The organism is Candidatus Brachybacter algidus (assembly GCF_016707225.1).
GTDB lineage: Bacteria > Bacteroidota > Bacteroidia > Chitinophagales > Saprospiraceae > Parvibacillus > Parvibacillus algidus.
In genome coordinates, this window is record NZ_JADJID010000001.1 from 1,183,303 (window position 1) to 1,206,929 (window position 23,627).

At 37.7% G+C, this 23,627-nt stretch carries 14 protein-coding genes and 1 pseudogene; 7 read left to right on the forward strand and 8 right to left on the reverse strand.

Annotated elements, in window-relative coordinates; translation table 11 throughout:
* Positions 1–6 precede the first annotated feature (6 nt).
* The 4 genes from IPI15_RS04795 (at position 7) to IPI15_RS04810 (ending at position 8,525) form a co-directional block, all read left to right on the forward strand.
* Positions 7–1,683 (forward strand): hypothetical protein, encoded by a 1,677-nt coding sequence (locus IPI15_RS04795; RefSeq protein ID WP_287419361.1) that lies wholly within the window; start codon positions 7–9, stop codon positions 1,681–1,683.
* Positions 1,684–1,694: 11 nt separating this feature from the next.
* Positions 1,695–3,458, forward strand: coding sequence for a hypothetical protein (locus IPI15_RS04800; protein WP_287419362.1), 1,764 nt, complete (start codon positions 1,695–1,697; stop codon positions 3,456–3,458).
* 5 nt (positions 3,459–3,463) lie between these two features.
* Positions 3,464–7,771 carry a hypothetical protein gene (locus IPI15_RS04805; protein ID WP_287419363.1) on the forward strand — a complete coding sequence of 1,436 codons (4,308 nt, stop codon included), beginning with the start codon at positions 3,464–3,466 and terminating at the stop codon, positions 7,769–7,771.
* A gap of 316 nt (positions 7,772–8,087) precedes the next feature.
* A complete protein-coding gene (locus tag IPI15_RS04810) occupies positions 8,088–8,525 on the forward strand; it encodes a hypothetical protein (RefSeq protein ID WP_287401089.1) in 438 nt (145 codons plus the stop codon).
* Between the two features lie 519 nt (positions 8,526–9,044).
* Here the strand turns inward: IPI15_RS04810 and IPI15_RS04815 are convergent.
* Together IPI15_RS04815 and IPI15_RS04820 are read right to left on the reverse strand one after the other, a co-directional pair.
* Positions 9,045–9,458 carry a DUF1573 domain-containing protein gene (locus tag IPI15_RS04815; RefSeq protein ID WP_287401091.1) on the reverse strand — a complete coding sequence of 138 codons (414 nt, stop codon included), beginning with the start codon at positions 9,456–9,458 and terminating at the stop codon, positions 9,045–9,047.
* 54 nt (positions 9,459–9,512) lie between these two features.
* On the reverse strand, positions 9,513–11,465 hold the full coding sequence (locus IPI15_RS04820; protein WP_287419364.1) for an acetoacetate--CoA ligase: 1,953 nt from the start codon (positions 11,463–11,465) through the stop codon (positions 9,513–9,515).
* A 411-nt stretch (positions 11,466–11,876) separates the two neighbouring features.
* On the opposite strand from IPI15_RS04820, the gene IPI15_RS04825 reads away from it, so the two are divergent.
* Positions 11,877–14,150 (forward strand): aconitate hydratase, encoded by a 2,274-nt coding sequence (locus IPI15_RS04825; RefSeq protein WP_287419366.1) that lies wholly within the window; start codon positions 11,877–11,879, stop codon positions 14,148–14,150.
* Positions 14,151–14,252: 102 nt separating this feature from the next.
* Here the strand turns inward: IPI15_RS04825 and IPI15_RS04830 are convergent, their stop codons facing one another.
* The 4 genes and pseudogenes from IPI15_RS04830 to rsfS all read right to left on the reverse strand — a co-directional run bounded on the left by IPI15_RS04830 (position 14,253) and on the right by rsfS (position 18,500).
* The gene (locus tag IPI15_RS04830) at positions 14,253–15,266 is read right to left on the reverse strand and encodes a quinone-dependent dihydroorotate dehydrogenase (protein ID WP_287419367.1); all 1,014 of its coding nucleotides are present in this window, start codon (positions 15,264–15,266) and stop codon (positions 14,253–14,255) included.
* Positions 15,259–15,744 carry a methylated-DNA--[protein]-cysteine S-methyltransferase gene (locus IPI15_RS04835; protein WP_287401099.1) on the reverse strand — a complete coding sequence of 162 codons (486 nt, stop codon included), beginning with the start codon at positions 15,742–15,744 and terminating at the stop codon, positions 15,259–15,261. The genes IPI15_RS04830 and IPI15_RS04835 overlap by 8 nt, the downstream gene beginning before the upstream one ends.
* A 345-nt stretch (positions 15,745–16,089) precedes the next feature.
* Positions 16,090–18,085: pseudogene (ftsH, locus tag IPI15_RS04845) on the reverse strand (ATP-dependent zinc metalloprotease FtsH).
* 31 nt (positions 18,086–18,116) lie between these two features.
* Complete coding sequence (gene rsfS / locus IPI15_RS04850) at positions 18,117–18,500, reverse strand: ribosome silencing factor (protein WP_287401103.1); 384 nt, start codon at positions 18,498–18,500, stop codon at positions 18,117–18,119.
* A 57-nt stretch (positions 18,501–18,557) separates the two neighbouring features.
* On the opposite strand from rsfS, the gene IPI15_RS04855 reads away from it, so the two are divergent.
* Complete coding sequence (locus tag IPI15_RS04855; RefSeq protein ID WP_287419371.1) at positions 18,558–19,334, forward strand: biotin--[acetyl-CoA-carboxylase] ligase; 777 nt, start codon at positions 18,558–18,560, stop codon at positions 19,332–19,334.
* A gap of 221 nt (positions 19,335–19,555) precedes the next feature.
* On the opposite strand, the gene IPI15_RS04860 is transcribed toward IPI15_RS04855, so the two are convergent.
* A complete protein-coding gene (locus IPI15_RS04860; RefSeq protein WP_287401107.1) occupies positions 19,556–20,908 on the reverse strand; it encodes a methyltransferase RsmF C-terminal domain-like protein in 1,353 nt (450 codons plus the stop codon).
* Positions 20,899–22,728, reverse strand: coding sequence for a UbiD family decarboxylase (locus tag IPI15_RS04865; protein ID WP_287419372.1), 1,830 nt, complete (start codon positions 22,726–22,728; stop codon positions 20,899–20,901). The genes IPI15_RS04860 and IPI15_RS04865 overlap by 10 nt, the downstream gene beginning before the upstream one ends.
* 413 nt (positions 22,729–23,141) lie before the next feature.
* Here IPI15_RS04865 and IPI15_RS04870 point away from each other — a divergent pair, with 413 nt between their 5' ends.
* Positions 23,142–23,609, forward strand: a complete 468-nt coding sequence (locus IPI15_RS04870; protein WP_287401111.1) for an acyl-CoA carboxylase biotin carboxyl carrier protein subunit — start codon at positions 23,142–23,144, stop codon at positions 23,607–23,609.
* The last annotated feature ends 18 nt before the right edge of the window (positions 23,610–23,627 follow it).

The window sequence follows — 23,627 nt, forward strand, 5'->3', positions numbered from 1 at the left end:
ATGAAGGTGAAAGATAATAAACTTACCATCAGTTTTATATGCCTGATGTTCCTGTGCACAGCTGTAGGAGCTCAGGATATAAAAACCCTTATCGTACCGCCGAAAGCTTCATTCTCCGGAGGAATATTTGCCTCCGGTCAATATTATAATGTACGTGGTATTGACAATCGTCGGAGTCCTTATTCTTACAATCTTGCAGGTAATTTAACTTTCAAGTTGAGTGTGATCACAGTACCATTGAGTTTTTCCTTTCGCGATCAGCAGTTCAGTTATGGCCATTCATTCAATAAGTTTGGAATGAGTCCTTATTACAAATGGATCAAGGTACATATTGGACACAGATCTATGCGTTTTTCGAATTATACACTTGGAGGAAAAAACTTTTTCGGAGGAGGTTTGGAATTGACTCCCGGAAAGTTTCGCTTTGCAGCATTTGCAGGAAATATGCAAAATCCTTTGGCACAGAGAGATACATTGGTCTATGGAGCTGAGTTAATTCCAACATATAAACGGTCCATCATAGGAGGAAAAATAGGTGTTGGTTCTTCAAGAAATTATTTTGACCTCATCGTGCTGCATATTAAGGATAAACAGACGGATGAACTGGACCTAGATCGTAGGAAGGTAGGAATTAATCCATCGAAGAACATTGTAATGGGAACAGAATGGAAAACACTTTTATTTAAAAAGTTGAATTTCAATGGAACCATAAATGCAAGTGTTTTTACCGATAATTTAGCCCTTGAATCTTCTCTTGAAAGCGTCAAAAGTCCTTTTTTAAATAATTTATTTGAGCTGAATGCCTCTTCTAAACTAAGTCTGGCAGGAGAAGTTGAGTTGAGATATAATTTTAAATACTTTGGAATTGGTGCTAAGTATCGAAGGATAGAACCCAATTACAGATCTCTTGGAATTCCATTCTTACAAGCTGATATTGAAAATTATACTTTCAGATTGAATACTGCATTATTTAAAGCTAAGTTCAACACGAACGCAAATGTCGGAATAGAGCGCAATAATTTGCGAAATTTAGATTATTTGTCAAGAAAAAGGCTTATTGTCAATTTGAATACAAGCTGGATGATTACAAAGGAACTACTTGTCTCGGCTAATTTTTCCAATTTCAAATTTGAAACGACGGATGGTTTAGTGGAGATCAATGATACACTTAGATATATCAATGTCAGTAGAATGTATGGTTTGAATTTTAACTATACAAAAAAGTCAAAAAATACACAATTTGGAGTCTTTGGAGGTATTCAGCAACAGTCATTAATGGATCTGAGCCCTGTGGCAAGAATAGGTGGTGAGGTCAATAACGTCAATGTAAATGCCGGTGTAAGACTTTTCTGGAAGGAAAGTGATTTTACTGTTTCTCCTTCACTCATAGTGTCTTCCTATGGTTATTCTGATAATAAAAGAAATAGAGCCGGGGTTGCTGTCACACTACAAAAATCCCTATTTGACAAGATCTTATCCTTCAGCTCTGCCACTAGATTGTCTTTTGATAAATTGAATGGGGTAAAAGACGGAAGGGTATTGAATCAGCGCTTCGGTATCAATTGTAATGTTTTGAAGCATTCGCAGGTCAATTTTAGCAGTTATTTTATTTCTAAGAAAAGCTTTTCGGGTAATTCCTTTAATGAAATCAGACTTTCATTGGGTTATGGTCTTAAATTTTAATGATGTCAGTTATGAGAGATTTGGTTATATTTTTATTGGTTCTATCATCAGGTATAGTGAGTTCGCAGAATATTCAGGTAATGGTAGACGTGCAATTACCTTTTCCAACTGAAATTGGGCAATTGGAAGATGCATCACAGGCCTACTCAGCGACTTTGATTAATAGCGTTTTTACCCAACAGAATGTTTATATGTTGGCTACCCTTGCCGGTGACAATGGAGTTTCTATCTCTATAGACGAAAATTACTTACCACCGACTCCACTTGTTCTTGATGGAGGCGAAAGTGTCACATTGACCACTCAAGAAATATCAGAACTCAATTCTACATTAGGCGCTGATGGTTTTATAATTGAAGGTGTTTCAGATCTTCAACTTATTCTGGGTTCGATTCCGGAAGGGAACTATACGCTTTGTGTTACTGTGTATGATTATAATACCAGACAACAGATCGGTAATGGATGTAGCATTGTTTTTCCTATCGGGAATGGCAACATACCCACGATCATCAGCCCATATTGGGAAGAGATCGTCATGGCTTCTGAGATCCCTTCCTTTCCAATTATATGGGAATATCCCCTGAACGTAGGTTACGATCAATCTGATATGAAGTACATCGTTAAGATCATTGATATAACTGCCAATTATGACTGGGACATCGAAGAATTATTTAATGATGCCGGAATCCCTGTAGTAATCGAAAAAGAAGTTTTTACTGTCACAAATTATTTTTACAATCAGGAAGCAGATGATCCGGAACTGATCGTCGGTCATGAATATGGTGTAAGAATTCAGGCAATCGACCAAAATAATATACTTGGTTTTGATAATGGGAAATTTTCAGAAGTAAGACGTTTTTATTATGGTGAGATGCCTGATGTATTTGGTGATGAAGGTGATGGAAGTACGCAAGCAGATGAGACTCCATCAGACTGTGAATCACGATGCAATCCTCCTTTGATTGAAAACAATAATTTCGTAGCAGGCATTGATTCACTCGAATCTATCAAAATAGGTCATTTTTATTTATTGGATTATCAGCTAACAGAAAATGATAATAAATATTCAGGTACAGCGAAAGTTCAACTTGACTTTTTAAATAATGTAAAAATCAATGTTCAGGTAAAGGATATTAAAATAAACGAATTAGGTCAGGTTTTTGAAGGTACCGTAAGAGCAATACAAGATGATACCGGCGATTTGGCTGCTCTGGCACAATATATTAATTTTCCGATTGCTGACGGTATGATTGATCAGGGATTAAATTATGTTCCCGAACAATATTCAAACATGTTAGCTCCTTATCTACAATATAGTCGAAATATATACGCTTTTGCTGCTTCCTCTGATATTGGTTTACCTATTGGTTTTGAGCAAAGTTTGATGGGGAATAAATTTATAATGGGGTTGACCGATTTCATTTTGACCCCAACCGGAGCTAAGGCAAAAGTAGCTATTGGTGCCAAACTGTCCATTTTTGATGGTGACAATATGTTTATGATGATCGCTGATTCTGTATGCATTCACCCGGTGGGTTTTGGAGGTGATTTTATGATTCAGTTACAGCAAGATTTAAATTTTCCAAATGATAATAACAATGCTTTTGAATTAGTACTAAAAGGAAGCTCCGGTATTGCTAATTCATGTAAGATTCAATTCAATTGCCAGGGATTACAATCATTTCAATTGGCTGGTGAATTGAATTTCCCAGAAGTGTCATTCGGCCATATGATCAACAGGACGGAGATGAAAGCAAAGCTAAGGCTACTTTTGTAATTGATTTGGCAAACAATCTACAGGATACTTCTTCACAATCTTCGACAGATACTTCAGGGGGCTATTTCTATCAGACCGGTGGAAATAATTCAGTGTGGGGCAAGGTCAATTGGATGGCTCAAGTCAATATGAATAGTTTTGAGATCACCGGATTAAAAGGTTGGAGATTTGATATTACAGATGCCTTCATTGACATGAGTGATCTTGCCAATCCGGATAATATTGACTTCCCGGATGGATATCACACCACGACCAATGACTATAGAGGGTTTTACTTGCGCGAAGCAAGTATTACACCGCCACCCCATATTTTACTTGATTCTACATACGCCATTGTCAGAAATCTATTGATTGAACCGGCGCTTTATGCGAATATCCTTGTGGAAAATATCTTGCCAATAGAAAAAGGCAATCTAGGTGGATTTGGGATTTCTATCGATACGCTGCAACTGGATTTTTATGACAATACGTTAGAATACGGCATGATGACTGGTGATATGACACTTCCTTTTGCCGGAGATTCCAGTTTATTGAAATATACAGCACTCATCTTCAATACTGCAGCTTATGATGAACCGGACCCAAATTTTATTTATGCATTTGATGTAACAGTCATGCAACAATTGGAATTTCCTTTTTTAATAGCTGATGCCACAATAGCGGATGATTCGTATTTGGAAGTTGTATTTATGCCTGGATCCAATGAGCAACCATATATAAAGACGTTATTGCATGGTACATTATCGATTGACACAGAGCTAAATTACCCCTCAGGATTGCCTGAACTTCCTGCAGATATTAAGTTGGCTGAAATGGAGTTTCAAATAGATTATACCTCCGGTAGCATTGGATTTGATTCAGACAATACTTACCTAGGTTTTGCAAGCCCGCAGAAAAAAGTTGGTTCTTTTCCGATATCCATGGATAATTTTGATGTTTCATTGGATGCTGAGGCTGAAACTGTCGCAGTTCAATTTTCAATTGGGCTTTCAATGGGAATGGATGAACTGGACTTATCAGCGGGAGCAACATTTTCTTTGGTTTCAAACATCGAATCTATGGAGGTGTTGACGGGAATAATGGATAATGGTGTCGGAGGAGCTTTTAATGTGGCAAAAAAAATAAGATTGGACAGGGTAACTTTCGACTCTATAAACATAGGATTGGTAAAGGAAAATTTCTCCATACTAGGAAAGATCATGTTTTATAATAATCCAATAGAGGGCGGAGGTCGTGACAAAGGTGCTAAAGGTTCACTAAGTGTTACATTACCAATAGCCGGAATATTCGGAAGATTGTCTGCGATCTTTGGTACTTATGGAACTCCTCCTGAAGTCCCGCAAGGTCAGAACTTTGCCTATAGTGAAAATTTTTACCCATATTGGTATGTGGATGGGATAATTGGTTCGGAGGCCGCGATACCAATATGTGCCGGTGTAGGGATCTACGGCTTCGGTGGAGGAGTCGGTTATAACATCATACAAACTGCCAGTTACACGATAATTGATGGTGAGATCTCCGGTGAACCGGAATATACGCCGACCTACAATTCATTCATGATAAGGGCCGGAATTATGTTAGGAACCATGCCAACTCCTACAGCATTCAATGCCGATATTACCTTTACTGCACAATTCGTCAATGGTGGTTTAGACATGATGTCCTTAACAGGGGATGGTTATGTAATGACACCCATCAATGAGCGAAATGATCCACAGCTGTATGTGGGTGTAGCACTTGCCTTTTACACCCAGAACGATACGCGGGACTGGTATATGGATGGCTCACTCAAAGTGGCTGCAAATATTGGAGACGGTACATTTGTAGGAAATATGCAAAATCCTGTTATTCCAAATCAAATGGTCAATGGTATTTTCTATGCTAGTGCTGATACTTGGTATTTTTACATGGGAGCACCCGATTTTGATCCATACGACAGTGATGATCCAAGAGGAAGTGCATTATTGACATTGGAAAATATACTTGAAGCAAATTTCAAATTGTACATGATGGTAGGTCATGGTGTGCCTACCAGCCTGCCGCCACTTCCACTTGAAGTCCAGAATATTCTTAACAATCCATCAGGAGATTTGGATGGAACTACCAGTGCCACTAATGTCAATGCACAAGGTGGAGGAGTAGATTATGAATCAGGTGCAGGTTTCTCACATGGCGCATATGGCTCTCTTAATGCCTCTATAGATGCCAGAATTATATATGCGGCACTTTCTGTATATTTAGGATATGATATGAACATCACAAAACAGGACGTGACCTGTGCCAATACAGGAAGAGCAAAAGGCATCAATGGCTGGTATGCTGAAGGCCAGGCCTATGCCGGGTTAGAGGGCTCAGTTGGTGTAAGGATTAAGGTATTTGGTGTTGAGCAAAAATTTAATCTATTTTCTCTTGCTGCAGCTATCGCATTATCCGGAGGGGCTCCATCCCCATCTTATTTTCATGGTCAGGCCGCTGTATATTTCTCACTATTGGGTGGGAAACTTGAAGGCAGTAGCTCCTTTAATTTATCAGTGGGAGAGAGATGTTCCCCGGTTTCCAATGATCCTTTGGCAGGTATCGACTTTTTCGAACATATAGATCCAAGTCAGGATGAAAGAGATGTCATTCCATCAGCGAGGGTATTAACCCGTTTTGTGCTACCTATGGGTGAAGATATTGTGATACCCACACCCATTTTTGATACAGATGGAGAAGTCACCAACGTTGTCAACTACAAGTATAGACCTGAAATTAGTTACACCTTGAAAGAGGATTTTGGTAGTAAAAACACTGTTTCCTGCCAACCGATAAGATGGTTAAATGAGGATGTTCATGATGCTATGGTCGTGCGCCCAGTTCAAATGTTGCAGCAAAATAGATATTACACCATAAATATGAAAGTGCAAGCATGGGACCTTCAAACAAATAATTGGCTAAGGGTTGATAATAGGATCTGGTCTCAGGATACGATAGTCCGTTTTAAAACCGGTAGTTGGCCGCCGGACCTCTACGAATTCGTACAATATACTGTGCCTTTACCTTTTGAAAGATTTTATCTTCAAAATGAATTGAATCTTGGTAAAGTATATTTTACCCAGGCTTTACCTCAGGATCATTATTTCCCGGCGACAAGTCTATTTGGAGGACAACCAATGCAATATAAGATACGGTTTACAAAATTGGATGACCAAAGTGTCACAGACGTAAACTTTACAAATAATAGTGGGGGAAGTAACCCACATCTATCCTTCGCTATGCCTACATTGGAAAATGAAGCAATATATGCCATGCAGATCATTAGAAAGAATCCGAATATGCTCACAGCTGTTGCCTTACGAAATACTTTAGATATCCTCAATACTGAAGATGAATTATTGCAGGCTAATTTAACGCTAATACCTCCGGGGGAGCAAATAGAAGGAAATGAATTTCTATTGTATCATACCTATTTTAGAACTTCAAAGTTCAATACGCTCAAGGCGAAGATGCAGGCAGCCAGCCTGCAAGGGACACAATACACACATATTAATTCTTCCTATGGCAATAAGCTAAATGTCAATATGACAATCAATGAAGGTTTTGAGCAACGTGATTTTCAAAACTTTTATCCCGGGATATCTCAAAATGAGGACTTGCTTTTCGAGCCGCGTATTAGAGTACTTGATTTATTTAATAAAACATATCACGATAATAAAGCCGAACCTAAAATTTGGGGCTTTCAGGATTATTATGAAAATACGGTTCAAGGTGGCTTTTTTAATTGGAATTGGCCACAAGATCTTAAGTTGGAATGGAGTCAAAATATGGTTCACAGAATAAAAAAGCAGAATATTGATACCAATCTGAAACCACCTTTGACAGAGGGTGAAATTAGCGCACTCTGGCAGAATTATATGTCCACAGGGAATTTAACCTCCGTGAATTATTATTTTAATACAGGTATGTTTGGCAACATTAATTTTTTAGATGGGTCTGGCCCTTCCAGCAATTTTACTGTAAAATATGATGTACATCATGAAATAGGCAAGGATAAGGAAGTTGTTTATAATTGGGCAATGGACTATCTGGCGCGTTCTTTGCCATTTCAGCCATATAATTATCAAGCCTATTTTCAAATGGTTCAGCCGGCTTTTATTCAAAAGAAGAACCAGTTGAATAATACAAATTTTAAGCTACAGAATAATACAGGAAGTTACAATTTGAAATTTAGTAGAAATATTTCCCATGTTCCGGGTGAAGAGTTGTTTAATATATTTACGATGTATAGTCTTGATTTTAATACACCGGGATTGATCGTTACGGGAGGGAAGTAAGGTGGTCGGGAGATGAGTAATGGGTAATGAGGCGAATAAATGTTGGATTTTGGATGTTGGATGTTAAATGGTACGCTCCGATGATAGCGTTCATTCTAATTTCTAATTTTTGATTTCTAACTTTATCATGGATTTATGATTTTAATTAAATATCTTTATTTATTGATATAATAAGGCAAAGGACTTCCTCTTTTTTTGAGGTTTGCCCGTCCATCAAATTGTATGTGGTGATTGCCTGGGTGTCTTTTAATCAGAAAAAGTATTATTGTTTTAATATTATTCCATGAATTACCATCAAAAAATTATTATTCATTTCATGTATAATATCATCTTGCTTATTTTTATTTTTTCAATTACTTCTTGCCAAAAGGAGACGAATGAAATAGATCCTGATTTATATTCAATTGTATTTTGTAAGGAAATAGTCATTAATACTGCAGATGCTATAAATTTCCGTCTTGTAGGAAAGTGGAAATGGTTTAAACAAATTTGTTTTCCAAATTTGGAGCAGGACCTTAAAAGCAATTTAGGTTTAATAGTAGAATTTATGTCTGATAGCACATTTAAAGTATTGAAAGATGAGATGCCATATATGAACGGTACTTGGAAATTACAAGCAAACACAGATGGACTTCAAATTATTACTCTACCAATTGTCAATGAATTGACCGGAAAATTCAATATGTGTGATAATAAATTTGTTTGTAATGATATCGGTAGAGATATCTGCGCAAATTTCTTTAGAAGGCAATAGATCAATTTCTTTTTAAATAATGAAGTGTTGCCAATAAATTGCCTTGGTTTTAACCAACGGATAAGTATTAAAGAGAAAATCGGACTTTAGTCCCCTTAAGGAATTGAACAGCTAAAGCAGTTAAGTCGAACAAGGTTTTTAAAGCGACTGAAGTCGGAAGTGTTGGAACTGAATGTCCGTCGGTTAAAACCGACGGTAAAATACCCATCGATTTCTATTTTAATGCTGAAGAATAGCTAAATAAATTGCCGTTGGTTCTAACCAACGGATAAGTATTAAAGAGAAAATCGGACTTTAGTCCCCTTATGGAATTGAACAGCTAAAGCAGTTAAGTCGAACAAATTTTAAAGCGATTAAAGTCGGAAGTGAGTATTAATGATAGTCCGTCGGTTAAAACCGATGGTAATTTAAAATAGAGCTTTTTTTTACCCATTGGAGATTAACAAATAAATTGCCATTGGTTTTAACCAATGTATTAGGATAGCAGAAAAAATCGGGTTTTAGTCCTGTTTATATTTTTTACTGCATCACATGCCCCTTTATCTTACCCATAAATACAGAATCTTGTCCAACATAATTAATATAAATATCCTTGTCGAAGAAACCGGGAATATGTGCATCAAAAACAACTGAGATACTAGCCGTATCCTTTGGTCCAATATGCATTTTGCTAAGTTTTACCTTCATACAATCACATGTTGTTGACATTGGTAGCATTATAATTGTGTCAGGTTTATTATTAGTGATGACAAGTGTTGTATGAAATGGAACATCTCTTGGGATTTTCCCTAAATCTTTGACAGGGTAATCAAGAAAAACACCTTCCTGATTTTTGTTCGCTCCATTTACGTTTCCTGAAGCTCCATCATTTTTGCAAGATGCAAAAGCAAGAATCATAAGTGCAAGAAGTATAACACTGTTATATAATTTCATATTATTTATTTTTCGCAAATGTAAACATTTGACATTAAGATAGCGAAATTCGAATTAATTAATTTCTTTAGCAAATTCAACAAAGTAGTTGATACTTGTTGGATTACGCATTGTATCAGCATTGACACATTTTTCAACTGGTCTTCCCATCAAGATCTTTTTGATTGGCGTTTCCATTTTTTTTCCACTTAAGGTATAAGGAATATCAGCTACCTGTATTATTTCATCCGGAACATGTCTTGGTGAATAATCACTCCTTAATTGGCTTTTTATGCGTTTTTTGAGTATGTCATCCAGGATAATTCCTTCTTTTAACATTACAAATAAAGGCATAAAGTGATCGCCATCTTTTTTCTCAATATTTACAATCAGACTGTCAACAATCTCTTGAATATGGTCCAGACTTCTGTATATCTCACTTGTTCCAATCCTGATGCCCTGCTTGTTTAAAGTGGCATCTGATCGCCCATAGATCACTACGCCATCATCCTGAGTGATTCTTATCCAGTCACCATGCCTCCATAGACCATCATACATTTCAAAGTAACTTTCGTTGTATCTAACCTTTTCTTCATCATTCCAAAAATATATTGGCATACACGGCATTGGTTCAGTAATCACCATTTCTCCTTCTTCATTTTCTAATTTATTGCCGTCTTCATCCAGACAATATAGTGCGCATCCCAAAGCTCTGCACTGGATTTCCCCTTCATAAACCGGTCTAACTATGCATCCGCCCACAAATGCTGTGCAAACATCTGTTCCGCCGCTCATTGAAGTTAACCATATATCATCTTTGATTTTTTCATATACATAATCAAATCCTTCCGGAGGTAAAGGCGAACCTGTTGATCCTATCGATCTTAAATTGCTAAGGTCATAGTTCGCCTTTGGGTCTATATCTGCTTTTTTATTCGCAAGGATATATGGAGCACTGGTTCCAAAATGATTTACCTTAGTTTCAGCCGCCAATTTCCAAAGGAAGTCAACTTCAGGATAAGCCGGACTGCCATCATAGATCAATATCGCAGCTCCCCGCAGCCATGCACCATGTAGAAAATTCCACATCATCCATCCGGTAGTGGTATACCAGAAAAACAATTCATCTTTTTTTACATCATTATGAAATGCATGGTATTTATTTAATTCCAATAAAACACCTCCATGAGAATGCGTTATTGCCTTTGGCGCACCGGTAGTTCCGGATGAATAAAGTACCCACAAAGGACTTGAAAAATTAACCCTTTTATACGTAAGTCCGGTATTAGATGAATTTAACTGTTCGATACATATTCCCAAATCATTATTCTTGGGAATTCCTGAAGATAAATTAAGTGCATTGGAAACAGACTTTAATTTGGCAATCAATTGCTGATTTTTATCATGCAGATCGAAAACTTTACCACCATAATTATAGCTATCTACATATAAATATACTTTTGGCGAAATCTGCTCAAATCGGTCGATGATACTTTCTATTCCAAAGTCAGGCGAACAACATGACCAAATTAACCCACTCGCTGCTGCAGCTAGAAATGCAGCAGATGTTTCATAGGCATTAGGTAAGACTCCACATACTCTGTCTCCCGGCTGCAAACCCCAATCATCGAATTGTAACTGAATGTTAGCGGCAAGTGTCAGAAGTTCTTTCCAAGTATAAGACTTTTTAAGGCCGGATTCTTCTACAGATATGATAGCTATTTTTGAATCCTCCGCATATCGAGTTAGGTTTTCTGCAAAATTGAGATTTACATTAGGGAACCAATTATAATTGGGCATTTTTTTACCCACCAACACAGAATTTCTATCACCTTCATAGACCAATCCAAACCAATCTATAAGATCATTCCAGAAAATCTCTTTATTATCAATACTCCATTGCCACAGTTCCTTATAATCATTTGCAGAGACAGCATATTTGCTATTGACATAATGACGGTAGCGTTCAAGCTCACTTTCCTGAACGATCTTTTCTGATGGTGACCATAACAATTTTCCTTCAGACATGCGTGACGAATTTGTTTTTAACTAGAGTTGCAGGGTAAATATATTTTTTTGAAATCTTTGATATCATTGGTCTAAAAGTTAGAAATTAGAAATTAGAAGTCAGAATAAATCTTCGAATTTTGCCTACCACAAACATTTGAACTTACAAATTAAGTAAAATATTAATTGATTATCAACATAAGTCAAATTATGTTACTTTAGGTTAAACTATTCCATCTGATTTTCATTTAAGGGTTAAAATCAAGTGGCTGGATTCGGGCAAAGGTAATTTTTGATAGTTATTTAAACAAGTTCTAAATTATGTTTACTTTTAACATACGGTGTTCATACTACCTTTATCAATAAATTTATTGCTAAAATTGCGTTTTAATTGAATTCCCTCTTTAAAATATAACTTAAAATATAATTATTATGGCTTTTGACATAGAAATGGTGCGTAATGTTTATGCCGGTTTCAAGCAAAAAGTAGATACTGCGAAGAACTTTCTTAACAGACCATTGACGCTCTCTGAAAAGATCTTGTATGCCCATGTGCATGAAGATAGTCCAATGCAGGATTTTAAAAGAGGTGAGGATTATGTGTTTTTTGCTCCGGATAGAGTTGCCATGCAAGACGCTACTGCACAAATGGCTTTATTGCAATTTATGCAGGCTGGTCGTCCACAAGTAGCTGTACCGAGCACGGTCCACTGTGATCACTTAATTGTGGCTAAGGTTGGTTCTGAAACTGACCTTACAGCAGCAGAAGCCGATAATGCCGAGGTGTACAACTTCCTCTCTTCTGTTTCTAATAAATATGGTATTGGTTTCTGGCATCCTGGTGCAGGTATCATTCACCAGGTAGTCCTTGAGAATTATGCATTTCCGGGGGGAATGATGATTGGAACGGATTCACACACGGTGAATGCCGGCGGACTTGGTATGGTTGCCATCGGTGTTGGTGGTGCTGATGCATGTGATGTAATGGCCGGTCTTGCCTGGGAATTGAAATTTCCAAAGTTGATCGGTATTAAACTGACCGGTAAATTGTCTGGTTGGGCGAGTGCTAAAGATGTGATCTTAAAAGTTGCCGGTATCCTTACTGTAAAAGGTGGTACAGGTGCTATAGTTGAATATTTTGGTGATGGAGCTGATGCTTTGTCATGTACCGGAAAAGGAACGATTTGTAACATGGGTGCAGAAGTCGGAGCGACGACTTCAACTTTTGGGTATGATGAATCAATGGATAGATACCTTAGATCAACTGGTCGTGCGGAGATAGCTGATATGGCCAATGGCATTGCTGATTACTTAAAGGCTGATAAAGAAGTGTATGACAATCCTGAAAAATACTTTGATCAGGTTATTGAGATTGATCTTAATACTTTGGAACCCCACTTAAACGGTCCATTTACACCTGATAAAGCGACACCTATCTCAAAAATGAAAGAAGTGGCTTTAGAAAATGGCTGGCCAATGAAGATCGAAGTTGGTTTGATCGGTTCTTGCACCAATTCTTCTTATGAAGACATTTCAAGAGCTGCTTCAATTGCCAATCAGGTAATTGAAAAAGGCTTAAAAACTAAATCTGAATTTACAATTACACCGGGTTCTGAGCAAGTTCGTTTTACGATCCAACGTGATGGTTTGATAGATATTTTTGAATCCATGGGTGGAACTGTTTTTGCAAATGCCTGTGGACCTTGTATCGGTATGTGGGCTAGGGTAGGAGCGGAGAAGCAAGAGAAAAATACCATCGTACATTCATTCAATAGAAACTTTGCGAAAAGAGCGGATGGTAATCCGAATACTTTTGCCTTCGTTGGTTCTCCTGAATTGGTAACAGCGCTTGCCATCGCAGGTGACTTAAGTTTCAATCCACTGACGGATACTTTAACCAATGAACTTGGACAAGAAGTTATGTTGGATGAACCGACTGGTTACGAATTGCCTCCAAGAGGTTTTGACGTAGAAGATCCGGGTTACCAAAAACCTGTAGAAGATGGATCAGGAGTAGAAGTAGTTGTGAATCCTGATTCTAATAGATTGCAATTGCTTGAACCATTTAAGGAATGGGAAGGCACTGATCTTATAGGTTTGAAATTGCTAATAAAAGCCAAAGGAAAATGTACTACGGATCATATTTCTATGGCGGGTCCATGGTTGAAATTCAGAGGACACTTGGACAATATTTCAAATAACATGCTCATTGGTGCCATCAACTTTGCGAATGACACTGCAGATAATGTTAAAAATCAATTAACGGGTGAATATGGCCCTGTACCTGCAACACAAAGAGCTTACAAAGCTGCCGGAGTTGGTTCAATTGTAGTAGGCGATGAGAATTATGGTGAAGGAAGTTCAAGAGAGCATGCTGCTATGGAACCAAGGTTCCTTGGTGTTAGAGCAGTTTTGGTGAAATCTTTTGCCAGAATCCACGAGACTAACCTTAAGAAACAAGGAATGTTGGCATTAACTTTCTCAGATCCTGCAGATTATGATAAGATAAGAGAAGACGATACGATAGACATCATTGGCTTGACGCAGTTTGCACCAAATACTCCTTTGATCTTGGTTTTGAACCATATCGACGGATCTCAGGATAGCTTCCCTGTCAATCACACATTTAATCAACAACAGATCGAATGGTTTAAGGCGGGTGCTGCATTGAATATAATCAGGAGGAATGTAGCGAATGCTAATTGAAAAATATTAAATTGAAAATACGATACCTTTGGTGACATTCATCAAAGGTATTTTTTTATACTATAAATTAATTGGATGGTTTAAGGGCTTTTTACACAAAAATTACATCAACCTTCCCACTATCCCTGGCCCCTCATATATAAAACTTGTATATAACTGCACCAAATCCGCTCCCGAAGCCATCATTGCTTCTGCCTGTTCTTTATTTGAAATACCTCCAACTCCAATTAAAGTCATTCCAGCAGGCATATTTGCCCTAAGATACTTCACAACTTCAATTGACTTATTTGCCAATGGCTGACCGGATAAGCCACCGGCACCAATGACTTCGAGAAAATCGCTTGATGCTTTTAGTCCTTGTCTGTCTATCGTTGTATTGGTTGCGATGAGTCCATCCAATTTACAAGCAGTGGCTACTTCAATAATGTCATCATACACCGATCTCTCGTTGTCAGGTGAGATCTTGAGCAGGATAGGTTTGGGTTTTGCTAAACCGGCATTAATTTCCTGGACGGACGAAATGATCTTGATCAAAGGTTCTTTTTCCTGCAGTGCTCTTAATCCCGGAGTATTCGGTGAACTCAAATTAATTGTAAAATAATCAACTTGTTCATGTAGGTGTTTGAAGCAATACACATAGTCCTTCCATGCGTCTTCATTCGGTGTGTCTTTATTTTTACCAATATTACCGCCAAGAATTGGTCGATCTTCAGGTAGCTGTCTTATGTTTTCTGCAAGATTGTGTACTCCTTTATTATTGAAACCCATTCGGTTGATCAAAGCATTATCTTCTTTGAGTCTGAAGAGTCGTGGTTTTGGATTGCCTGATTGGGGTCGGGGAGTGACCGTGCCAACTTCTATATGACCAAAACCCAACTGCTGCAATGACTCAATATAATTGCCATCTTTATCGAATCCTGCAGCTAGCCCAACACGGTTTTTGAAGTTTAAGCCGAAATGAGTGCTTTCCTGATCGAAATTTTTTCCGGCAATACTTCTAAGTAAATTTTTTCCGAAAGGTAATTTAACGCAGAAATTAGCGCCTTTCATGGCGATGCCGTGGGCTTCTTCAGTAGAAAAATTGAATAAAAGTGGTTTTATTATTTGCTTATACATCCGGCAAAAATAACGAATCTCCCTGCTCAAATGCAAGTAACCAGATTTTTCTCTTGATTCCTCCTGCATATCCATGCAATTTTCCATCACTTCCCATCACTCTGTGACATGGGATCATGATGCCAACTGGGTTTGCGCCCGTTGCTGTTCCAACTGCTCTTGCATGACTACCGGGGATTTTTTTTGCAATATCGTTATAGGTAATTGTTTTACCTAAAGGAATTTCATTGATATACTCCCAAACACTTTTTTGAAACTCTGTTCCTTTGAGATCATACTCGATACTATCTGGTAACTTCTGACTTGCAAAAAATGCATCCAGCCACTCTATAGCCGACAAAGTATGATTGTTTGGAAGGAAATCTTTTGGTATTTCCTGACCTTCTTTGACAAAGCTCACAAAAGAAATTCCCCTATCCGAAGCACCGATTAAGATACTTCCGATAGGGGAATGGTATATGTCACTGTAGTCGGACATTTCTAAAGTTTGATGTTTGTTTCAAGTTTGATGTTTGTTGTTTGATGTTTGACCTAGAAGGTAGATGTTAGATGGTAGATGTTAGATGGTCGTCAGTTGATTATACCAATGTTATCAATTACATTTTACGTTGCACATTTCACATCTAGCCTCTTACTTCTCATATATAACAAATCGTAAAACATTGCTAATGAATTTTTTGTAAATAATAAAAAGTATGAACATCAAAGACTCCCCCTTGGCCCCCTCTTGCAGAAGGGGATATTGTGCTAATCGACATTTTACATTTCACATTCTACATTTCACATCTAGCTTCTGACTACTGACTACTGACTACTGACTACTTCACACCGCACTCGGTTCCGCCGGAGGAGTCCCAATCGCAGGAACACCTTCCGTATATATTTCAGGATGGAGCAACGGAGCTTCTATCTGGTATGGACGTTCACCCAACAATTCCTCCACATCTGATTTATGAAGTACTTCTTTAGAAAGTAATTGATGTGCCAACAATTCAAGGTCACTTTTGTGCTCTCTCAAGAGAACAAGGCAACGCTGATATTGACTATCCAGCAATTTTCTTACTTCTTCATCGATCATTGATGCAGTATGCTCTGAGAATGGTTTTTGGAAAGAGTCACTGCCCATCTGGTAGAAGGAGACATTCTACGATATTATTCATTCCATAGACAGTCACCATGCTGTATGCGAGTTTAGTCACTTGGTCAAGATCGCTTTGTGCTCCGGTTGAGATTTTACCGAAGATGATTTCTTCAGCTGCTCTACCTCCAAAAGTCATACAGATTCTGTCTAGCAATTGCTCAGTTCTGGTTATGTACTCTTCTTTTGGAAGATATTGCGCATAGCCAAGGGTACCAATTCCTCTTGGAACGATCGTCACTTTCACAAGTGGTGATGCATGTTCCAGGAACCAACCACAAACAGCGTGTCCAGCCTCATGATAAGAAATGATTTCTTTTTCTTTTGGAGAGATCAATGAATTTTTCTTTTCAAGTCCTCCGATTACTCTGTCCAGTGCAAAATTGAAATCTGACATATCGACAGAGGTCTTATTTCTTCTAGCAGCGATTAATGCAGCTTCATTACATACATTAGCTATATCCGCTCCAGCAAAACCCGGCGTCATCTCAGCCAATGCCATACTTTTGACATCAGGATTTAACTTGATACTTCTCAGGTGCACATTGAATATCTGCACTCTTCCATTTAAGTCTGGTCTGTCGATACCGATCTGTCTGTCAAAACGACCCGGTCTCATCAAAGCATTGTCTAGGACATCCGCTCTGTTGGTTGCAGCCATCAGGATTACACCTTTGTCTGTACTGAAACCGTCCATTTCCACCAATAATTGGTTCAATGTGTTTTCTCTTTCGTCATTACCACCTTGGAAATTGCTCTTTCCTCTTGATCTTCCGATAGCGTCAATCTCATCTATGAAGACAATACAAGGTGCTTTTTCTCTTGCTTGTTTGAATACGTCTCTAACTCTTGAAGCACCCACACCAACGAACATTTCAACGAAATCACTACCTGACATAGAGAAAAAAGGCACATTTGCTTCACCGGCTACGGCCTTAGCTAGTAATGTTTTACCCGTTCCCGGAGGACCCACCAGTAAGACTCCTTTCGGTATTTTACCACCAAGTGAAGTATATTTCTTAGGGTTCTTAAGGAAATCTACGATCTCCATGATTTCTTCTTTGGCTTCATCGAGTCCTGCCACATCAGCAAATGTCAAATCTACTTTTGCATCTTTCTCAAACAACTGTGCTTTTGATTTACCAATATTGAATATCTGTGCACCCGGACCGCCACCGCCACCACTTACTCTACGCATGATGATAAAGTAAAGTGCCACAAAAATCAATGGCATCAATAAATAACCAAGGATAGTACCTATTACATTAGTCTTTTTCTCGTAGGTTAAGACGACGCGGTTCTCAGGAGAGAGGGTGTCATTTATCTTATCAAACTTATTTTCAAAGTTTTCCAATGATCCGATCTCCATCGTGAAGTTCGGTTGATTATCGGAAAAAGTGTTTTTGGAGGCATCTTTATATTTGGCAAGACTTTCTTTTTTAAGATAGATTTCAGCCACATCACTATTGATGACAACCATTTTGCTGACATCACCAGCTTCTACGTAAGTTTTCAACTCATCATAGCTGATTTTTGAATTAGTCCCAGATGGAAACAGCAAAAGCTGACCCAAGATCAACATCATGATTACCGCTCCATATATCCAGTACGAATTAATTTTAACAGGCTTTTTTTGCTTGTTTTTATCGTCCGGAGTTAGATTATTATTATTCTCTTCCATTTAATTTTTTGTAGTTAATTTCTTTATAACTTTAAATACTGTCATAAGTTGTAGTAACTCCATCAGACCATAGTCCTTCCAAGTCATAAAATACCCTTGTTTCAGGATAGAATATATGCACTAAGGTTGAGAAATAGTCCAACAGTATCCATTTCGCTCCCGGTCCACCTTCCATATGACTGGCCTTTAGATTTAACTCTTCTTTAACCCTTCTGTTGATGTTATTGGCGATAGCATTGATCTTCACTGTAGATTCTGCTTCACAAATAATAAAGAAATCTGCAGGTGCATCTTTTATATTTCTAAGATCTAGTTTGACTATTTGATCGCCTTTTATATCTTGCATTGCATCTACAATCAGATCAGCTAGTTCTGTCTCCTGTGTATTTATCGCTTGTTGCTTGGTTTGTTCCAAATTTATTTTTTCTTTTGTGTATAAACGTTATAATTGTGCAAAATAACAAAAAGAATTTTGACTTTAATACCTAACACTCTTTTCGTCGGAAAAGTTTGTGTCAAGCTTGATTCAGTGGCTTCAACACAAACATATTTAAAAAACCTATATGCAAAAAGCAAGCCGATAGAAGGAACTGCTATTTTGTCATACAATCAAACGGCAGGATATGGGCAGAGAAATAATAGTTGGGAAACACAAAATGGCCTGAATATAGCGCTGAGTCTTGTTTTACTTCCCGCATTTCTCAATCCTGACAAACAATATTACCTGTCAATGGCTGTCGCTCTAGCTGTTAAAAAGGCAGTTGAGGAATTAAGTCAACAAAAGGTTAAGCTGAAGTGGCCGAATGACATCATGGTGGGTGATCGAAAAATTTCCGGAATTTTGATTGAGTCCAATTTGTTTAATTCAAGGGTAGAGAAAAGTTATGTAGGCATCGGACTGAATGTGAACCAGATTGATTTTGGATCACTAAAAAGTACTGCAACTTCCCTTTCAAATATTTCAGGAAAGGAATATGATTTGGATCATGTATGTATCTTGATTATGGAATGGGTCGAGCGATATTACCTGCAGATAAAAGCCGGACGACTAAAAGAACTTTTTGAAGAATATGATGAAGCACTTTACAAAAAAAATGAATACATAACGCTGTTACATTCAGATGATATGACTTCAAAAGTCTTATTAAAAGGTGTGGAGGAGAATGGAAAAATACTGGTAATGCATGAAAACGGAGACTTAAGGGCTTATCTTCATGGTGAAGTTCAAATAATGAAAGCTCAGCTCTGATATAAGGGAAAATTCCATTGATCGCAAAACTTAATGTGCTAAAAATCGTGTATAACAAATTGCACAAATAATGTCCAACAGGGTATATGGCATTGACATACGTTTTATGCTTGGCAAGCTGTTTAGTTTAAGGGTGTTGTGTTTTAAATCACGATGCCCTTGACGTAAAATTATTTTGTTCAATTTGTTATACAAACCTATATAGTTTAAGCGCCAAGGTGCTATTTAAGTATCCTTAAATTCACCGGCAAATAATTATTTATCCTATTCTCCAGGATCTTTACCAGTCCAATATTATTTCCATGATAGGTCGCATAATGCCAACCTTTCTGTTCATAATTTTCGATAGTAAATGTATCTTTTTTCAAATATTTAATTGCTTGATCCTTATTTAATTCAAGTTTTGGATACAGCCTTTTAAACTCATCCAACATGGATATCCCATGAGCCGGAATGAAATCCCTTCCCTTTATGGCACCAAGTTCAAAAAGTGGTCTGATATTCATAAATTGCTGTTGGCTTTGTAACGCATGTGGCGCATAAAACATGTTGCTTTCTTTGTCAATTTGAATTTCATCTTGGTAGCCTGTTAAAAATTCAGGCAGCAGACTTGCTTCTTCTTTAGAAAGAGCATGAAATGCTGATTTTGGTTTGAAGTAATTACTGTTTGTATTTTCAGAAAGCTTATCTGTCCGTTTCAATAATGCTATAAAGAATCCTTCACCTCTTACTTTGTGCGGATAACATTGGTACCCAATTGCCTCACCTTCGATAATTTCAGTGAGTCCCCAAGATTTCTCATGATTGATTTTTTCTATTTCAAAATATCCGGACTTAATTAAGTCAGCCAGTTGTTTAATATTTTCACCGGAATTATAAGTGCAAGTACTATATATAAGGTATCCACCCATTTTAACAAGAGTTGCCGCATGACTCAAGATATCTGTTTGCCGAATTTCACATTTCCGAAGATTTTCAGCATTCCAATGATCCACTGCGTCATGGTCTTTTCTGAACAATCCTTCTCCTGAACATGGTGCATCTATGAGCAAAAGGTCTGCTTGAATACCTGTGTTTGCAATGGTGTCCACAGGATAATTGATCACGGCTGCATTCGAATGGCCCCATTTAATGACATTTTGTCTAAGTGCACCCAACCGAACTGAAGTTACCTCATTGGCTAGTACGAAAACATCCTTATTTAATTTGGACAAAGCATGTGTGGTCTTGCCTCCAGGAGCAGCGCATAGATCTATGACCAATTCCAAATTTTGCTTATCTTGAATTTGGTCTATTAGTTGACCTGTAATCATACTGGAAGCTTCCTGCACATAATATGCCCCGGCATGAAAGGAAGGGTCATAAGTAAATGAAGGTCTTTCAGTCAAATAGAAGGAGTCAGATTCCCATGGTATAACCGTGTCTATTGGAAGTTCATTCGTAGAAATACGCAGTGGATTGCGACGAATGGAAATAGGCGGATCAGTCATCAATTTATCAAGAAATTTTTGAGCTTCTCCGCCCAATTCATTTTTTATCCTCTCAATAAATGGTTCAGGAAGTTTTAACCCCATTTTGATAAAGGTCCTTTTGAGGTAAAAAATCTGTTAGCCTTTTCTAGAACTTTAGGCTCGTCCTCAAGCACAGGCGCATGGTGCGGTTTTATTCGGGCGTCAATAATAAGCGGGGCATCTATACTCCAGTGTTTATGGTCCATTCTTTCGTTTAAGCCATAACAATTGGCTGCAGGATTGGATCTGGTAAAGGTTATCCAAACGAAATTATTGTCTGTTGCTATAGTGAAATCCACATCATCGCATATGACTATCAGCGCAACACCTTGCCAATCAAATCTTTCAATGTAGGATGCAAGCACACCTGCCTGAGCATGACCAACTTTTCTATTTTCATACTTTGGTCCTTTGACACACAGAATTCCAGATGTAAAAAACTTCGGATCCTGAAATCCCGGAGGCAATAAAAGATCGTGTGGCAATGTTGAATTTAATTGTCTCAAAGGCGGTCCATATGCTGCAACAATCAATTTACTACCATGATTCAATCCATCTCCTGAGTAATCCAGTGTATCAATCGTCGTTTTGGTTATGAAGTGCAAGTCGCGATTGAAGTCAATCCTTTCGAAAGTATACTTCAAAAATCCTTTGACATCATAAACATCGGGAACGATATCAGCATCTTGGGCCGTGATGAATAAGTATTTCGCCAAAGAAGTCTGTCCACTGCCCAATAGTCTATTGGCTATTGTTAAAATTTCTTCAGGTCTTTGATCTCGGAAAGGCATATACCTTTCTGAACCGATAGCAAATAGTAATGGATGAACTCCTGCAGCATCCACTGCATGTACTTTCTTTAAACCGGGAAATTCTGATTGAACAGTGCTGCCAAACAATCTGTGGATCAAATACCCAAATCCACTGTCTTCAGCAGGCGGACGACCAACTACAGTAAAATGCCAGATAGCATTGGTTTTATGATAGACTTTATCCACATGCATCAATGGAAAAGGGTGGGAGAGGCTGTAATAACCCAGATGATCTCCGAATGGGCCTTCTTCTTTCAATTTTTCAGGATCGATGATACCTGTGATGCAAAAATCTGCTTCCGCACTAAGATAATACCCATCTTGTTCGATATATCTATAACGTCTGTCATTCAAAAGTCCTGAAAAGATTGTTTCACTAAAACCTTCCGGAAGGGGCAGCACAGCTGCAATGGTATGCGAGGGTGGACCACCGACATTAATACTAACTTTAAATGGTTTTTTTAGGTTGTTATATTGCTGATGATGCACACCGATACCGCGATGGATCTGATAATGAAGACCAATTTCTTTGTTTAATTCATAGTCATTGCCGCTCATTTGGATGCGGTACATTCCAATGTTGGTATTTTTTATTCCGGGTTTTTCAGGATCAACAGATAAGACTTGAGGCAGCGTAACAAAGGCACCTCCGTCCTTTGGCCAGGACTTTATCTGTGGCAATTGATGGATTTGGGTAATGTTTCTTGTTAAATCTGATGAACTAACTTTTTTTGGAAGTGATTTAATTGCTTTGGGAAGCAAGGAAAGTAGTTTGAATGGTTTTTTTAAATATGCAGCGGGGTCCAGTCTTAGTTGAGCAAGTGTTTCGATGGTTTCGATCTCTTGTCTGAATATGTATTCAGTACGTTCATTTGTCCCATATAAATTAGACGCGGCACGAAATGGGCTACCTTTGACATTTTCAAACAGGAGTGCCGGTCCACCGGCTTCTTGGACTCTTCGATGGATATAAGCCATTTCAAGATTCGGGTCTACCTCTTCCTTAATACGGATCAGTTGATCAGTCTTTTCCAGTTCGTTAATGCAATCTTCGAGAGAAATGTAACCCATGTAGAATATTTTTTACGAAGATAAGACATTGAATGATAAGTGATAAATGATTAATGATAAATAAGAGTGAGCGAATCTCTTTGTTCTGGATTGTAGGCAATTATTTTTATGATGAAAAATGAATGAAGAAAAATGAAAAATGAGATCTGGCAGTGCGATTTGAATTAAAGAGCAGGCAATTATTTGATTAATAAATTAATTCAAGGTTAGGAGTTGCTTTTATAATGAGAAGCAATGATTTCATTTACTGTACTCAACAATCGAAGTTTCATTCTAATTTCTAAATTCTAAATTCTAATTTCAATCATCTAAATTTAACCTGAGTGATATCAATAGTTCAATTAAAATTAATTTCCAATATATTATCAGAACATAATCCAATATTTTTACCTTGCACATAATTAGAATGTGATATGAAAGCAAAAGTAAATGGTATTAATGAGTTTGATTTGTCAGAAGTGGTTGATATAAATGTTTCATTAAGTATTAATGATGATAAAATTATATTTAGGAAGGATGGAATAAATTATCATGCCAGATTAATCTCTCAAGATGTTCAGTCGAAAAAGTATACAATTGAAATTGAAAAAAAACTATTTGAAGTAAAGTTGGAAGATGATCTGGATCAATTAATAGCCTCTATGGGTATGAAAGGACAAAGAATTCAAAATGTTTCGGAGATAAAATCACCAATGCCCGGGCTAGTCCTCAAATTACTCAAACAATCCGGTGAGGAAGTTACAGCGGGAGAAACTATCCTGGTGCTAGAAGCAATGAAGATGGAAAACGCTATTAAGTCGCCGATTGAAGGTGTCATTCAGTCTATTGAAGTGAAGGAAGGTCAGTCGCTTGATAAGGGGATGGTGTTGATCAGATTCTAGATAATAGACTATAGACAC

Bases quoted from the DNA above. Each gene is read 5' to 3' on its own strand.
- IPI15_RS04860 (WP_287401107.1), bottom strand. From the start codon at position 20,908: ATGGGGTTAAAACTTCCTGAACCATTTATTGAGAGGATAAAAAATGAA.
- IPI15_RS04800 (WP_287419362.1), top strand. From the start codon at position 1,695: ATGAGAGATTTGGTTATATTTTTATTGGTTCTATCATCAGGTATAGTG.
- IPI15_RS04865 (WP_287419372.1), bottom strand. From the start codon at position 22,728: ATGGGTTACATTTCTCTCGAAGATTGCATTAACGAACTGGAAAAGACT.
- IPI15_RS04815 (WP_287401091.1), bottom strand. From the start codon at position 9,458: ATGAAATTATATAACAGTGTTATACTTCTTGCACTTATGATTCTTGCT.
- IPI15_RS04820 (WP_287419364.1), bottom strand. From the start codon at position 11,465: ATGTCTGAAGGAAAATTGTTATGGTCACCATCAGAAAAGATCGTTCAG.
- IPI15_RS04830 (WP_287419367.1), bottom strand. From the start codon at position 15,266: ATGTATAAGCAAATAATAAAACCACTTTTATTCAATTTTTCTACTGAA.
- IPI15_RS04870 (WP_287401111.1), top strand. From the start codon at position 23,142: ATGAAAGCAAAAGTAAATGGTATTAATGAGTTTGATTTGTCAGAAGTG.
- IPI15_RS04810 (WP_287401089.1), top strand. From the start codon at position 8,088: ATGTATAATATCATCTTGCTTATTTTTATTTTTTCAATTACTTCTTGC.
- IPI15_RS04835 (WP_287401099.1), bottom strand. From the start codon at position 15,744: ATGTCCGACTACAGTGACATATACCATTCCCCTATCGGAAGTATCTTA.
- IPI15_RS04825 (WP_287419366.1), top strand. From the start codon at position 11,877: ATGGCTTTTGACATAGAAATGGTGCGTAATGTTTATGCCGGTTTCAAG.